This is a genomic window from Rickettsia rhipicephali str. 3-7-female6-CWPP, from assembly GCF_000284075.1.
GTDB lineage: Bacteria > Pseudomonadota > Alphaproteobacteria > Rickettsiales > Rickettsiaceae > Rickettsia > Rickettsia rickettsii.
Map to the genome: position 1 here is coordinate 305,655 of NC_017042.1, position 15,763 is coordinate 321,417.

A 15,763-nucleotide genomic window follows, 5' to 3' on the forward strand; every position below is an offset into this window, starting at 1 on the left:
GTTTTAACAGTATAACTGATGTAAAATGGCTACATTTTTCTATAAATTAATATAATAACGTATATATTTTAAACTTTGTAAATAACTGGCATTTGCAGTATGTGGGTAGTTTGTTATAATTAACTCACATAAAAAATATATTGATGTATATTATTGCCAGTTGTATATATTGTTTTATAAAAAAACATCAATACATATTAACCTATCAAAGGAGAGTTGATTTTATTATGAGTACACATAACAAAAAAGAACTAAAAAAAATGAATAAAACCGAATTTATAGCATTTATGACCGACCATGGTCATACTTCATATAAAACATTAACAAAAGCTGAGGCCGAGAAAGCACTTAATTTAGTTCTTGATAGTGTGATTAGTGCTATAAAGAGCCACCATAATATTAATATAACAGGTTTTGGTTCATTTGAAATACATCATAGAAAAGCACGTGAGGGGCGTAACCCAAAAACCGGAGCAAAAATGAAAATAGATGCTTACAATCAACCTACTTTTAGAGCCGGAAGAAAAATGAAAGAAGCTTGTAATTAAAAGAAGTAACGTATTTACAGTACTAATAATTTCCGAACCCCGTTACAAGCTTGCGGGGTGACACTAGAAAAATCGGCTCATGCAACAATGCTCTGCAAAAGCCGGAATGATATAGCATACTTCTTAAGTACAATTCATAACGATATTACAACCATTGATAATTGAACGCCTAGAGTTTAACTTAAAACATAATAAGCTATACAATAGTTGGCTTATCGAAGCCGAAAATATAGAGCAAGCTTTAAAAGATTTAGAAGAGTTTATATATATTAAACTTTTTAAGAATAGCATTCCTCTTGAAAACAATCCTGATTATCATTTCATCGCTAGGGAAACTTCAGCTACATCTAATGCTAAAAATATTTCTATTGAACAAATAAGAAAATTACAAGACTTCTTAAGTAAAACTTCTGCAATTTCAGGTTATAAAGTTGCAATAATTTATTCGGCGGATCTTATGAATTTGAATGCAGCGAATTCATGCTTAAAAATTCTTGAAGATGCACCAAAGAATAGTTACATTTTTTTAATTACTTCAAGAGCTGCAAGTATTATTTCTACAATTAGATCAAGATGTTTTAAAATTAATGTTAGATCATCTATCCATCATACTAAAAACGAATTATATTCCGAGTTTATTCAGTCGATAGCAGATAACAAAACGTTAGATTTTATTAATCGCTTTACTACTAAAGACCGAGAATTATGGCTAGATTTTATTGATAATTTATTATTATTAATGAATAGAATCCTTAAAAAATCTGCCCACGTTAATATTGAACTTCTAGATTTGGAAAATAAGATTTTTAATAAACTATCAAATAGACACCCTTCATATTTACTGCAAAAATTTACCGACATAAAAAAGTTAATATATAATACCATTGATTATGATTTGGACTTAAAAACAAGTTATATATTAGTGGTGAATGAGTTTTCTAGTAATTAACACGATATCACTATGTTCCTTTCTATGTTATCCATAAAACAACAAAATATATTGAGAGAAATATACTCCTTTTTTTTAAAATAGTTAATAGCTATTCAAGATAGCAAGCGGTTTCCCTCTAGAATATAAATTTAACTTATGTTTTATTTTGACTATTGTTCATTTATTCGTAGTATATTAGGTTTTAGGAACTTTATAAATTAAATTATTTGCATGTTTAAAACTTTAACACAAAATTTAACGAAGATTTTTGATAAGCTAGTTAGCTCAGGCATTTTGACAGAAGCCCAAATAGATGCTGCTATGCGGGATATAAGAGTGGCTCTTTTAGAGTCAGATGTTGCATTACCGGTGATAAAAGATTTTATAGCGGAAGTTAAACAGAAAGCTTTAGGGCAGGAGGTTATTAAGTCTGTTTCACCTGGGCAGATGATAATTAAAATTCTCCATGAAGAGATGATAAATCTCTTAGCTTCAAGTGAAAGTGAGACAAAGCTAAATTTAAATTCAAAGCCGCCCGTAAATTTCCTAATGGTAGGGCTGCAAGGGAGCGGTAAAACTACGGCGAGTAGTAAGCTTGCTTTACGGCTTAGAAATCAAAATAAGAAAGTTTTACTTGTTTCTTTGGATACTTACAGACCGGCCGCACAAGAGCAACTCGCTATACTTGCAAACTCAGTACAGATTAATTCATTACCTATTGTGCAAGGTGAGGAACTCCTCGATATTGTCAAAAGAGCTATTGCCGAGGCTAAAATTTCTGCTTATGATGTCGTAATTTATGATACGGCAGGTCGTACACACATTGATAAAGCGATGATGGAGGAAGCGCTTGCAATAAAAAAGATAGTGGAGCCTACAGAAACTTTGTTAGTAATCGACAGTATGACAGGGCAGGATGCAGTAGTTACGGCAAGTAGTTTTAATGAAAAATTAGAAATTTCAGGATTAATTTTATCTAGAATTGACGGTGATTCCAAGGGTGGTGCAGCACTCAGTGTAAAATATATTACTAAAAAGCCGATTAAATTTTTAAGTAGCGGTGAAAACCTAACTGATTTAGAAGAATTCGATGCTAAACGTTTAGCTTCTCGAATACTGGATATGGGTGATATTATCTCTTTTGTTGAAAAAGCAGCTAGTGTCGTTGATAGAGAAGAAGCCGAAAAAACGGCAGCTAAATTAAAAAAGGGTAAGTTTGATTTAAATGATTATCTTCAGCAAATGAGAAGTATAAAAAAAATGGGAGGTTTTGGAAGTATACTTAGTATGTTACCGGGTAGTGGTAAAATTATGGATCAAATAGATCAATCAAAATTAAATAGTAAAATAATTGAACATCAAGAAGCAATTATTTTATCTATGACGCCAAAAGAACGTAAAAATCCCGATATAATTAATGCTTCTCGTAGGAAACGTATAGCTGCTGGAGCAGGAACTACGGTACAAAAGGTAAATATTTTGCTAAAGCAATATAAACAAATAAGCGAGATGATGAAAAAAACCAGTAAAATGAATCCTAAAGATCTATTACGTAGCGGAATTGGAAAATTGTTTTCTTGAATTTATATTATATCTACATTATGTCATGCCTGCGAAGGCAGAAATCCAGTCAAGCATATAAAAACAAGTTTTTATATGGTTATTTTATCAAGTATGTAACTTCTGTAGCAATATTGAAGTTATTTTTCTGGGTTCCCGCATACGCGGGAATGACATCGAGTAGGTTTTCCGATCCATGCAACAATGCCGACTTGATCGCGGGATCTAGTTAAAAATACTAAAATTATATGGACCCTGTGGTCAAGCCACGGGGTGACCTTTTCCTTAAGTTGACACCCATGTGTCTTCGCAGGAATGACATCGACGTTTTTTTTAACTATCCGGTAGTATAATAAGTAACACATATTGACCTAGTATTAAATTTAATTAATTTTTAATTTCAAAGCAATGTATAAATATTGATCAAGTAATTAGCACTATCTTTTAAATCACTACCACTACCATGCCCACTATCTACGCTTTCTAGAAAGTAAGGTTTAGTATTTGGTTTTTTTTCTCAAGCACATACTCAAAAATTCTTCCATGCCATGGGCGTACACGCTGCTCTAATACTGAATCTGTAATTAACACAGCTGGGTATTTTTGCGTTAAAGATAAATTCTCTAGCGGTGCATATTTTTTGATATGTACTAAATCTTCTACTTTTGCTGGATCACCATATTCTGTAACCCATGAATGTCCTGCTCCGAATTCTTTATATCGTATCAAGTATCGGCACTTCACATGCTATAGCTCCAAATAAATCAGGACTCTGCGTCATTGCAACACTTACTAGCAATCCACCGTTACTTCCTCCTTTAATTCCTAAATACTCAGGACTAGTAATATTTTGCTTTATTAAATCCTCTGCTACTGCAATAAAATCATTCAAGCTGGTTTGACGTTTTATTCCTTGAGCCGCCTTATGCCACTCAGGACCCAACTCTCCGCCACCTCTAATATTAGCAAGAACACTAACCCCGCCATGTTTAACCCATACTTCATTTTCCATGCGAGAGAAATATGGAAAGTTGATTACTTGAAAACCGCCGTATGCTTCAAGTAATGTTTGATTCTTACCATCAAATTTTGTACCTTTTTTATAGACAATAAAATATGGTATTTTAACTCCATCCGAGCTTGTAGCTTCCTTTTGATCTACAACATAATTTTTGATATCAAACGGATATAAAGGCTTTCTAATAACTTTTAATTCATGAGTTTTATCCCATAAATAGATAGTTGGAGGAACTATAGAATTTTCTATAGTAATTAATGCATCTTCTTCCTCATCATCAGACAACATACCAAAAATTGTATTTTCATAACGCAGTTTTAAAGTTACCGGTTTTGTCCATTAATTATTTTCTAATGTAAATGTTACTACTTTTGAAATAACATTCTCATAGCTAGTTAAAAATACCGTATCTTTAGTCATTCCTACAAAATACAATACTTCCCTCTCTGTTGGGGTAAATAATATTTTTAAGCTAGCTTTATCGCTATCTTCTTTTAGAAGATCAGCGTAGTGTATGGCAACAAGTGAACCTGCTTTATAGTACTATCTTTAAATTGCCAATCGGAACGCAGTAGCCAAAATACATATTCTTTAAAAGAACCTTCAGGTGTTGCATCTGATGGCATATTTATTTTTTGTAATTTTAAGCTCTCATCTTTAGTATCTAAAATATAATTATCGTAATTATAAAAATCCTTATCTGCAGATATAAATATTTAAAGATGAAGAAATATTATCGGATAAAAGCTTACTGGCTGATACACGTATATAATTCTTTTGTATTTCAAATAGTTTTTTGGCTTTCTCTATAGGTGCTCCTCGTTTCCATATGTAGAGCGAGCTAGGATATAAAGAGTCAGTCACTTCCTCTTGATACAAAACTGGATTAAATATAATAGTATCTTGATCAACCCAAGTAGGGACAGTAAATTTACCTTCTAGTAATTTTCCGCTACTTGTTTTTGGCTCAAAACCATTTTTTACAAAATCTTTTTTCTCTAAATCCCATTCTCTAAAAAACATCTCATCCTTACCGCCAAATGACATGGTAATTAAGAAACGATTAGGGTTTTGAAAACAATTACTCCCACCTCGATACATTACTTTTTTACCGAGTTTTTTGGATAATTTATCAAAAGCGATTAGAACTTCCCAATTTGGTTTATCTTTCGAGTAATTCTCAACCAATGTCCTACGCCATAACCCTTGCGGATTTTTATAATCCATCCAAAAATTATACACGTAACCTTTACGTATAGCACCAAAAGGAGTTTTTCTTTGATCATAGCAAACAGATTCTATTTCTTTCTTAACTACCTTATAAGTAGGCATAGATTGGCAAGTCTTTTCTATTTTATCAGTACGCTCTTTTGCCCATTTTAGAGCTTCAGCTTCTTCTAGAAATTTAGTGTCTTTTGGGTTATATATTTGTTCATTATTACTTTCCCATAGCTTGAACACAAAAAGTTAATAAAAAAATTATAAAATAGTGGGTAATTTTTTTTCATAATTTTAATAATATCTATTAAATTAAAAGCTTTATTTAAAGTTTTCTTTGAATTAGAATAGTGTTTTATCATACACCTTGAATAAAATCAAAGAAAATGCAATGTCCACAAAACCTAAAAGCTAGCACTAGCAAAAATACAAAATATGAGAGTTATGGCTAATGATTTAAGTATTTATATTCATTGGCCTTTTTGTTTGTCAAAATGTCCGTATTGTGATTTTAATTCTCATGTGGCAAGTACTATAGATCATAATCAGTGGCTTAAATCTTATGAAACTGAAATTGAATATTTTAAGGATATTATTCAAAATAAATATATAAAATCTATTTTTTTTGGGGGTGGTACTCCCTCTTTAATGAATCCTGTAATAGTTGAAGGAATAATAAATAAAATCAGTAATCTAGCAATTATTGATAATCAAACCGAGATAACTCTAGAAACTAATCCCACATCCTTTGAAACTGAAAAATTTAAAGCATTCAAAGCCGCCGGAATTAATCGTGTTTCAATAGGAGTGCAATCCTTAAAAGAAGACGATTTAAAAAAATTAGGTAGAACTCATGATTATGTGCAGGCCATTAAAACAATTGAGGCGGCAAATATGATTTTTCTACGAGTGTCATTTGATTTAATATATGCACGTAGCGGTCAGACATTAAAAGACTGGCAAGAAGAATTAAAACAAGCTATGCAGCTCGCTACCTCGCATATTTCTCTTTATCAATTGACTATCGAAAAAGGCACGCCGTTTTATAAATTATTTAAGGAGGGTAATCTGATTTTGCCGCATTCAGATGCGGCAGCTGAAATGTATGAATGGACGAATCATTATCTAGAATCTAAAAAGTATTTTAGATATGAAATATCCAATTATGCTATGATAGGGTATGAATGTTTGCATAATTTAACTTATTGGAATTATAATAGCTATTTAGGTATAGGCCCCGGAGCTCATAGTAGAATCATTGAATCCTCAAGTGCGGTATCGGCAATTATGATGTGGCATAAACCTGCAAAATGGTTAGATTCGGTTAAAACAAAAAATGTTGGTATTCAAACTAATACTAAGTTAACTCATCAAGAGATTATTGAAGAAATGCTAATGATGGGTTTACGCCTTAGCAAAGGTATAAATATTTCTACATTAGAGCAGAAATTAAACACGAAATTAGAGAATATTTTAGACATGAATAATCTTAAGCATTATCAAGCGTTAGACTTAATTAGACTAGATAAAAATATTTATCTTACCGACAAAGGTTTAATGCTGCATAGCTACATAATACCTAGATTGATTATATGAAAATTATTCAAGTAATTTTAAAGTTTATAATTACTTCTTCTATTCATGTTATGGAATGTACACTTTAGTTTAAGACCGAAAAGATATATGTGAATGGTGTTGAGTATGATCAAAAAGTCGGAAATCCCATTACACCGATAGCAGATGCTATTAAAGCAGATAATATTGATGAAGTAAAAAAATATTAGATGAGGGATATGGAGTAAATCAACCATACTTGGGCTGGACTCCTTGAGATTATGCTATATCGAATAATAATATAAAAATTGCCGATTTTTTATTAAAGTGTGGTGCATCCATGAATTTAATCCATATAAATATAGGATTTATGAAGCCGGAAATTGCCGAACTTTTAATTAATCAGGGAATGAGTCCTAATTTAAGATATGAAGACGGTATTACCGGAATGATGCTAGCCGCAGAAAGAAATAATCTTGATTTAATAAAACTTTTGCTTAAGTTAGGTGTTAATCCTAATGTTCAAAATTCTAAAACTAGAATGATTTCCCTTATTATGCATCATCATGTCTTAATGTTGAACCTACTCGTATTTTATTAGAATATGGAGCAGATCAAAAAATTAAAGATTTCAAAGGGAAAAGAGCTTTAGATTGGATAGCGGTGGACGCTAATAGAACCTTACATGCTTCTGATGCAGAATACTATACTGCTTTATTTGTTGCTCCATTTAAAAATAAACTGAAAATTATAAAAGAAAGAAATAGCATAAAGACTCAAAACAAAGAAAAGAAAAAAGAAATAAAAAAGCTTCTCAATTCTCACCGTTAAATTTTTGTAGCGTTTCTATTTATACTTCACAAGTTAGGATAAAAACCTATCTTAATTTTCTACCTTATGTTCTGTCTCTGTCATTGCAAGAAAATTGCATAGCAATTTACGAAGTAAGGAAGAGAAAAAATTCTGATTTACAGAATTTTTTTATTATTTTTTGGAGAGTGCCATGCAGTCTACGACTGCGATGTTGTTGCATGTATCAGACAAACACATGCGATGTCATGCTGTGGTTTGACTATTATATCTATAAAACAACTTTTGATGCTAATAATTTTAGTATTTTAAGCTGGATACCGCGATCAAGTCGCGTTATGACAACTGAAAAATCGATCCATGCAACAAGATCCTATCTACTGGACAATTACCACTATTCTATGAATGTTCACAATGACGTTTTTACGTGATTTACATAAAGCCGTCTGGTATAATGGTTATTATACCCATATCCAAGGTTGAACAGCATTTGCTAATATACCGTGGTTTCTATATCTTTCACTGAATATATTCTAATAAAATAACGGTCTTTCCCATCCCATTTAGGACTATAGCTATCTCTTTTATGTAAAACCGTTTTATTGCTTAATACAACAATATCACCGGACGTAACATATATATAGTTTTGAATAGATTTTTGATCTACGATTTCTCTAATTTGATTTAAAAACCCTGCTGCTCTTTGTATTTCAGGAATAGCATCCATTTTTATTCTGCTATAATAACCGGTAGCATGTTCTACTAATAAAGGGAGGTTCTTGCTCACTATTTTACATGAAAAAGAATCTGCACTTATTACTGTAAATTCATTACTAAGCCCGATTAAGATATCTTGGTAGCTCAATTGATTTAATATATCTTTAAGGCTAATATATACTATAGGTAGATTCTCATGTCCTTTATGTACAATCCCAAAAATTAAATAGTCAACTATAGGAGATAAGTTATCACTCTTCTTGGTCATTAGACGGTATGCAGCATCTACATGCCAATCTCAATCATTATACGGCGATTGAGAGCTACGTTCATTATGAGAATTACGTCTTGGTGCTACTGCTCTAATAATATTCTTATCTTCCTCTTTATATAATATAGGTACACTACCAATTATCCCTATTACTCCATACATATGACAAATTAATTCTTCTATTCCGCTAATCCGTACCTCACCGTCATAGGGAGTCATTATATTATAATTTTTTTGATCGATATTTTTTATATGTATAATTTCTGCATTATTATTTACGGTATCTTTAATTTCTTTTGTATAATTTACATATTTTGTTTCTAAAAAATTTTTAAAAAATACAGTAGATTTATATGGATTTTTAGTAAAATTGTTTAAAATCTCATCACTATTAATATTAAAATTTTTTAGATCAATTTCCTTTCTCATAATTTATCTAAATCTTTTTTATAACTGAGTTCCAATTTTTAGAAGCACTAATAATACCGAAAGGATCTACGTATTTTGTATCTACTAAATATAAATCGTTGTTTTCTTTTAACCAGCTAGTTAATCTAACAATTTTATTGTTTAAATTTTCTAATTTTGCTGTACAAGTTTTTTCATCTAAAATTTTCCTCCAAACATCATAGCACGCATTATTATAGTCAATATTAGTATCTTCAATGATGAGATAATCCCCTTCTTCAAAAATATTATTATGAAAATATTCTAAAATACCTATAGTATTAATATGAGTATCTTCTATTCAAAGTATAGGATGTACTATTTCAGATATTTTTTCTTTTGGGAATATTGCCGCTACTTTATTAGAATCATTAAGATAAATATACTTCCTTATTTAAAGTATCTTCGCTGTTATCTATAATCATAGTAATTGTTGCATCGCCGGTAATATTGATAGTAGTACGTAGCATATCAAGTATTCGGTCAATACCAGCAATAATTGCTACTCCCTCTATAGGTAAGTGAACCGAAGAAAGAACCATAGGAAGCATTATCAAAGAGGCACCGGGAATACCGGCACCACCGATAGATCCAAGTGTTGAGGTGAGAATAATTACTAAATAGTCGTGAGGAGCAAGCGTTACTCCCATCATCTGAGCAAAAAATATTGTGGTAAGAGATAAATTTATAGCAAAGCCGTCCATATTAATTGACGCACCTATCGGAAGTACGAACGAAGTACTAGACTCTGAAATGCCAAGCTTTTCACGACAAACTTGCATAGTAGTTGCAAGAGTCGCCTTGCTACTTGAAGTAGAAAAAGCAAGTATCTGATACTCAAAACTTTTCTTATAAAAAGGTATAGGTGAAACACGACAGAATACACATATAAGTAAGCCAAAAACTAAATATTGGAATGTCATCGCCACAACTACCGCTACAACAAGTTTCGATAAACTAATCATTACCTCAACTCCCTGCATACCTACAATCCAGCCTGTTAAAGCAAAAGCACCGTAAGGGGATAATTGAATAACAAACGATATCATTTTTAATATTAATTTTGACATTACATGAATTAAATCAGTAATAGGTTCACCGATAGATTTCATTTTGTTTAAGGTAATTCCAACAAAAATAGCAAAAAATACAACTTGTAAGACATCACCGTTTGCAAAAGCCCCAACAGCATTATCAGGGACGATATTTACAAAAAAATCAATTATATTAAATGAAGTTCTGCTTGTCGTTCCTGAAGAGGTGAAATCTATATGTATGCCTACTCCTGGCTTTAATACTAAGGCAACAGTGAGTCCAAAAACCGTGGCAAAAAAAGTAGTACCTAAAAAAGCGGCTACCGCTTTCATGCCTACTCTACCAAGGGCAGAATTATCATTCATACTAGTGATACCGGAAACCAAACTGAAGAAAATTACAGGGGTAATGATCATTTTTATCAAACGTAAGAAAATGTCACCGATAGGTTTAATATAATTAACATATTGTGGTAAGTATATACCAAATATAATACCTAAGATTAACCCTAAGGTAACTTTTTGCCATAATTTCATAATTTACTTACTTAATTTTTAAATTTGCTCAACTATAAATTTATTTATTATTTTGGTCAATCCATTCTAAGTACTTTTGAAAGCCATAGTCAATATTTATTTTTATTATTTGCGGTAATTCATAATTATGAATTTCAAGGAGTTTATTTTCAATTTCGTTATAATTAGAAGATTTTGTTTTAATTACAAGTCTATATTCAGTTTCTAAAGTTACTCTACCATCCCATCTAAAGTAACTTTTGACATCGTCAATTTGAATGCAGGCAGTAAGATTTAATTCTAACAAAACAGATGCTATTTTCTCGGCAATTTGCAAATCATTAGTAGTAGTTAAAATTAAACAGCAATCTTGCATGCCTAAACCTCAACAAAACAATTCGGTGTTTCATATAGTTTGAGGCTCGTTACGAAGAAGTTTTGACTTACGAAAAGTTTAGGAAAAATTTCATTCTTTAAATGCGTCGCTATATTTTCTGCAGTCGGGTTATTTTGCATGTAATATATTTTTTGACCGGTACAATTTTCTATTTGCTGCCCCATTGCCTTATCGTCTTGATGTAGGATTAAGCTATGATCAAAATTTTCATCAATCCATTTTTTAGCTAAATCCTTAATTAAACCAAAATCGATTACCATACCAAGTTTATCGGTTTGGTTTGCGGCTATAGCGATCTCAAGAACATAGCGATGACCGTGCAGGAATTGACATTTATTTTGATGTTCTATAATTCTATGTCCTGCATCGAACTCAATACGACGAGTACATTTTATCATTATTATATATTTCCTTTCTTTGAATGATTTTACTTTTTTTTCAAAGAGTAAAAACGGGACCACGTCATTGCGAGGAAATTGCATAGCAATTGACGAAGCAATCTCAGGAGTTTGGTTATTATTTCATGAGATTGCCACGCAGCCTACGGCTGCTCGCAATGACAATTTTTTACAAATCTAACAATAACTTTTCAGGATTCTCAATAAGCTGCTTAATTTTTACCAAGAACGATACTCCTTCTTTCCCGTCAATTATACGATGATCGTAAGATAAAGCTATATACATCATCGGACGTATTTCAATTTTACCGTCTATAACTACAGCTCTTTCCTCGGTTTTATGTAAGCCTAGAATACCTGATTGAGGAGGATTAATAATAGGTGTAGAGAATAATGAGCCATATACGCCTCCGTTAGAAATCGAGAATGTCCCACCTGACAAATCAGCCATAAAAAGCTTACCCTCACGAGCTTTTTTAGCCAAAATTCCTATAGCTTTCTCCACTTCGGCAAATCCCATTTTATCGGCATCCCTAACAACCGGTACAACAAGCCCTTGCTCTGTTCCGACAGCTACACCTATATCATAGTAATTTTTATATACTAAATCATCGCCGTCTATTTCAGCATTTACCGACGGAATAAGCTTTAAAGCTTCAATTGTTGCTTTAACAAAGAAAGACATAAACCCAAGTTTCACAGCGTGCTTTTTCTCAAACTCTTCTTTATATTGATTACGCAAAGCAATTACTTTTGACATATCGATTTCATTAAAAGTAGTCAAAATAGCTGCTGTATTTTGTGAATCTTTTAAACGTTGTGCAATAGTTTTACGCAAGCGTGACATACGAACACGCTGCACTCTTTCTTCATTAGATTTACTTATTGCAGGAGCAGAAGTAGCCGTAGTGTTTATTGTTTCAAGCACGTCACCTTTGGTAATTCTACCGTCTCTACCTGTTCCTTTGATGTTATTGGGGTCAAGCTTATTTTCGGTAACTAATTTTTGTACAGAAGGAGCAAGAGTATTATTAGCCACGGCAGGTTTTTCTACAGGCTTTTCTGAAGTAGGTTGCGTCGCTGCTTGAGCTTTAGCAGATTCATTATGAGTACCGGCAGTATTTGCAGCTGCCCCTTCATTTATTTCGCCTATTTCTTCGCCAACTGCTACATTTGCACCGTCAGTTTTCGATATTTTACCTATAGTACCGTTGCAAGGAACATTCACTTCTAAAGTCACTTTTTCGGTTTCGATTTCTAACAGTAATTCATCGGTTTTAACCGAATCGCCTTCTTTCTTATACCATTTGGCAATAGTTGCTTCCGTTACGGACTCCCCAAGTGATGGTACTATAATTTTAACGCTCATAATTTATTTTACTCCTATATTTGTATAGCATCGCCCTGTATAGTTTTATCGTCATTGCGAGAAGACGCTATAAGCGTCGACGAAGCAATCTCAGGCAAATTTCTGAGATTGCCACGCTCCTTTTAGTCGTTCGCAATGACGATTATTAGGCAATACCCTAAGAATCATATTCCCAATGCTGCCCTTAATAGCTTCTCTTGCTGTTTATTATGTGCTTGCAGCGAACCTACTGCCGGAGAGGCGGATTCCTCTCTACCTACATATTTAAATTCATTATTAATTCCTGCTTCTTTTAAAGTATCGTTTAAGTGAGAAACTATATAACACCAAGTTCCCATATTCTTTGGTTCTTCCTGACACCAAATAAATTCCTGCGTCCTATTATATTTTTTTAATAGCGATGCTACAAGTTTTTTTTCAAAAGGGTATAATTGCTCAAGCCTAATAATCGCTATATTACTATTATTGCCACGCATTTCAAATAGATCGTAATATACCTTACCGCTGCATAAAATTACTTTAGTAATATTGTTTGTATCTACTTTAGTTACTTCATCTAAAACCGGTAAGAAAGTAGTATTTTCACCTAGCTCGTCAAGTTTAGATACGGCATATTTATGACGTAATAATGATTTCGGCGACATTACGATTAACGGTTTACGGGTATCATCAAGTATTTGGCGACGTAGCAGATGGAAAATCGAAGCAGGGGTAGTAGGGTATGTAACATACATATTATTCTCAGCTGCTAGTTGTAAGAACCTCTCAAGTCTTGCCGAACTATGCTCCGGTCCTTGTCCCTCAAATGCGTGAGGTAACAAAACCACAAGCCCGCTCATACGAAGCCATTTAGTTTCGCTGCTTGAAATAAACTGGTCAAAAATAATCTGAGCTCCATTAGCAAAATCACCGAATTGTGCTTCCCATAAAACTAAATTTTTTGGGTTTGCGAGTGAATAACCATACTCAAAACCAAGCACCGCATATTCAGATAAATTACTATCGGCTACCTCGTATTTTGCTTGTTCTTTAGATAAATTATTTAGAGGTATATAGGTAGTATCATCAATTTGGTTGTGCAACACTGAATGACGATGCGAGAAAGTACCGCGTCCCGAATCTTGTCCGGTTAGCCTTATATTTGTGCCTGAAGCAAGCAAGCTTGCAAAAGCTAGTTGCTCTGCCGTCGCCCAATCAATAGGTTGATCAGCTGTTAGAGTGGCTTTTCGAGCTTCAAATAGTTTTACAAGTTTTGGATTAACGGCAAAATCTTTCGGTATTTCGCATAGTTTAGTTCCTAAATCGTGTAATGTTTTTTTACTGATACCCGTTATTGTAGCTTGTGTACGAGTACGAGAAATACCTTGCCATAATCCGCCTAAGAAATGTGCTTCTTGCTTATAACTTTTTGCCTGCTCATATTCCTTATCTAGTTTTGCTTTAAATTCTTCTTTTAACTTAGCAAAATAATTATTGTCGATTACACCGCTTTTTACTAACTCATTTGCGTAAATATTTCCAGGGGTCAGTTTGTTTTTAATAATGTTATACATCTTGCCTTGAGTATACATCGGCTCATCGCCCTCATTATGCCCGTATTTACGGTAACAAATAATTTCTACTACAACATCCTTACCGAATTTCTGCCTGTATTCTACCGCAATATTGGTGGCTTTTAACACTGCTTCTATATCGTCACCGTTAACGTGTAAAATCGGGGCAGCTATGATTTTAGCAAACTCCGTAGAATATCTACTAGCTCTAGTATCTGCAGCATTAGCCGTAAAACCTAACTGATTATTAATGACAAAATGCAATATCCCGCCGATATCATAAGCAGCTAAAGGTGACATTGATAGACTCTCGGCAACCACGCCCTGACCGCAAAAAGCAGCATCGCCATGCACTAAAATAGCTTTGACTTTGCTGCGTTTAGTATCTCCAAGAATATCTTGCTTTGCTCTTACTTTTCCTGCAACTATAGGATTGACCGCTTCTAAATGTGAAGGGTTATAGGCTAGCGACAAGTGTATTTTCTTATCCTCTAGAGTTCTATCGGACGAATAGCCTAAATGGTATTTTACATCGCCTGAAACATTTAGCTCATCAGGAAATACGCTGCCGCTTATGAAGCCCGCAATAACGGCTTTATATGGCTTACCTACTACTTTAGTTAGAGTGTTTAATCTCCCTCGATGTGCCATACCGATAACGATTTCTGAGACGCCATGATGCATGGATAAATCTATAGCTTTACTCATAGCAACTATAGAAGCATCACCACCCTCAACGGAAAAACGCTTAGCTCCGGGAAATTTTGTATGTAAATACTGCTCAAACCCTTCTACTTCTACTAAATCATTTAAGATAGTTTTTTTGTCTTCAGAAGAAAACGTAACTTCGCTTTCTAGCTTATTATATAACCAGTTTTTTCCTTCTACATTTTCTATTTGCTCAAACTCTACACCTATAGAACCTGTATAAACTTTATCGAACTTGGTCACTAATTCAGATAATTTACAGTTCCAAGTACCGACAAATTCATCCGTAATATTGATATTTTCTTCTAGCTGACCGCTATCAAAACCAAAAGTTTCTATATTAAGCTTTAAATCATTTTTTGTTTTACGTAGCTCAAGACCAAGCGGATCAAGATTCGCTAAATAGTGAGCATGCTTGCGATAAGCATTGATCATTTCCTTAGCTTTTAAACTATTTAAGTCTTCAGAAGATAAATTATTATTTAACGATTCTTTTTTTATTTCATCAGGGATAATTATTTTTGCCGTACTTTTATTGAGTAAAGTATTATTATCCTTAATGCCGGCAAAAAATTCTTGCCAAGTTTGATCAACCGAGGCAGGGTTGGCTAGATATTGCTTATATAGCTCTTCAACAAAAACAGCATTCCCGCCAAATAAATAACCTGTTTTTTTTAAGTCTTCTTCCATATTATTGTTTGTATTGTTTAGTTT

General features: G+C 33.0%; 12 protein-coding genes and 1 pseudogene. 5 read left to right on the forward strand and 8 right to left on the reverse strand.

Annotated elements, in window-relative coordinates:
* Positions 1–227: 227 nt before the first annotated feature.
* The 3 genes from MCC_RS01630 (at position 228) to ffh (ending at position 3,060) form a co-directional block, all read left to right on the forward strand.
* Positions 228–548, forward strand: coding sequence for an HU family DNA-binding protein (locus tag MCC_RS01630; protein WP_014408257.1), 321 nt, complete (start codon positions 228–230; stop codon positions 546–548).
* A 154-nt stretch (positions 549–702) separates the two neighbouring features.
* Positions 703–1,497: a PRK06581 family protein gene (locus MCC_RS01635; RefSeq protein ID WP_014408258.1), complete on the forward strand. Its 795-nt coding sequence runs from the start codon at positions 703–705 to the stop codon at positions 1,495–1,497.
* 213 nt (positions 1,498–1,710) lie between these two features.
* A complete protein-coding gene (gene ffh / locus MCC_RS01640) occupies positions 1,711–3,060 on the forward strand; it encodes a signal recognition particle protein (RefSeq protein WP_014408259.1) in 1,350 nt (449 codons plus the stop codon).
* Between the two features lie 379 nt (positions 3,061–3,439).
* On the opposite strand, the pseudogene MCC_RS07180 reads toward ffh, so the two are convergent.
* A pseudogene (locus tag MCC_RS07180) lies at positions 3,440–5,507 on the reverse strand (prolyl oligopeptidase family serine peptidase).
* 203 nt (positions 5,508–5,710) lie between these two features.
* Between MCC_RS07180 and hemW the strand changes: the two are divergent.
* Both hemW and MCC_RS01665 read left to right on the forward strand, forming a co-directional pair.
* Positions 5,711–6,871, forward strand: coding sequence for a radical SAM family heme chaperone HemW (hemW, locus tag MCC_RS01660; protein ID WP_014408260.1), 1,161 nt, complete (start codon positions 5,711–5,713; stop codon positions 6,869–6,871).
* 244 nt (positions 6,872–7,115) lie between these two features.
* Positions 7,116–7,430, forward strand: a complete 315-nt coding sequence (locus MCC_RS01665; RefSeq protein WP_231288763.1) for an ankyrin repeat domain-containing protein — start codon at positions 7,116–7,118, stop codon at positions 7,428–7,430.
* Between the two features lie 702 nt (positions 7,431–8,132).
* Here MCC_RS01665 and MCC_RS09955 read toward each other — a convergent pair.
* From MCC_RS09955 to MCC_RS01710, 7 genes are all read right to left on the reverse strand, one after another.
* Positions 8,133–8,624 (reverse strand): Fe(II)-2OG oxygenase family protein, encoded by a 492-nt coding sequence (locus MCC_RS09955; protein ID WP_231288724.1) that lies wholly within the window; start codon positions 8,622–8,624, stop codon positions 8,133–8,135.
* A gap of 30 nt (positions 8,625–8,654) precedes the next feature.
* Entirely contained in the window at positions 8,655–9,056 is a 402-nt protein-coding gene (locus tag MCC_RS11340; RefSeq protein ID WP_231288725.1) for a cephalosporin hydroxylase, read from the reverse strand.
* A gap of 389 nt (positions 9,057–9,445) precedes the next feature.
* Positions 9,446–10,645: a dicarboxylate/amino acid:cation symporter gene (locus tag MCC_RS01690; RefSeq protein ID WP_014408263.1), complete on the reverse strand. Its 1,200-nt coding sequence runs from the start codon at positions 10,643–10,645 to the stop codon at positions 9,446–9,448.
* A gap of 40 nt (positions 10,646–10,685) precedes the next feature.
* On the reverse strand, positions 10,686–11,000 hold the full coding sequence (gene cutA / locus MCC_RS01695; protein ID WP_014408264.1) for a divalent-cation tolerance protein CutA: 315 nt from the start codon (positions 10,998–11,000) through the stop codon (positions 10,686–10,688).
* Between the two features lie 2 nt (positions 11,001–11,002).
* Positions 11,003–11,419 carry a 6-pyruvoyl trahydropterin synthase family protein gene (locus tag MCC_RS01700; RefSeq protein ID WP_014408265.1) on the reverse strand — a complete coding sequence of 139 codons (417 nt, stop codon included), beginning with the start codon at positions 11,417–11,419 and terminating at the stop codon, positions 11,003–11,005.
* Positions 11,420–11,588: 169 nt separating this feature from the next.
* Positions 11,589–12,788 (reverse strand): 2-oxoglutarate dehydrogenase complex dihydrolipoyllysine-residue succinyltransferase, encoded by a 1,200-nt coding sequence (gene odhB / locus MCC_RS01705; RefSeq protein WP_014408266.1) that lies wholly within the window; start codon positions 12,786–12,788, stop codon positions 11,589–11,591.
* Positions 12,789–12,952: 164 nt separating this feature from the next.
* A complete protein-coding gene (locus tag MCC_RS01710) occupies positions 12,953–15,739 on the reverse strand; it encodes a 2-oxoglutarate dehydrogenase E1 component (RefSeq protein WP_014408267.1) in 2,787 nt (928 codons plus the stop codon).
* Between the last annotated feature and the right edge of the window lie 24 nt (positions 15,740–15,763).

What these genes read in the sequence shown, in the direction of transcription:
- MCC_RS01630 (WP_014408257.1), top strand. Translation starts at nt 228, where the DNA reads ATGAGTACACATAACAAAAAAGAACTAAAAAAAATGAATAAAACCGAA.
- ffh (WP_014408259.1), top strand. Translation starts at nt 1,711, where the DNA reads ATGTTTAAAACTTTAACACAAAATTTAACGAAGATTTTTGATAAGCTA.
- hemW (WP_014408260.1), top strand. Translation starts at nt 5,711, where the DNA reads ATGAGAGTTATGGCTAATGATTTAAGTATTTATATTCATTGGCCTTTT.
- MCC_RS09955 (WP_231288724.1), bottom strand. Translation starts at nt 8,624, where the DNA reads ATGACCAAGAAGAGTGATAACTTATCTCCTATAGTTGACTATTTAATT.
- MCC_RS11340 (WP_231288725.1), bottom strand. Translation starts at nt 9,056, where the DNA reads ATGAGAAAGGAAATTGATCTAAAAAATTTTAATATTAATAGTGATGAG.
- MCC_RS01690 (WP_014408263.1), bottom strand. Translation starts at nt 10,645, where the DNA reads ATGAAATTATGGCAAAAAGTTACCTTAGGGTTAATCTTAGGTATTATA.
- cutA (WP_014408264.1), bottom strand. Translation starts at nt 11,000, where the DNA reads ATGCAAGATTGCTGTTTAATTTTAACTACTACTAATGATTTGCAAATT.
- MCC_RS01700 (WP_014408265.1), bottom strand. Translation starts at nt 11,419, where the DNA reads ATGATAAAATGTACTCGTCGTATTGAGTTCGATGCAGGACATAGAATT.
- odhB (WP_014408266.1), bottom strand. Translation starts at nt 12,788, where the DNA reads ATGAGCGTTAAAATTATAGTACCATCACTTGGGGAGTCCGTAACGGAA.
- MCC_RS01710 (WP_014408267.1), bottom strand. Translation starts at nt 15,739, where the DNA reads ATGGAAGAAGACTTAAAAAAAACAGGTTATTTATTTGGCGGGAATGCT.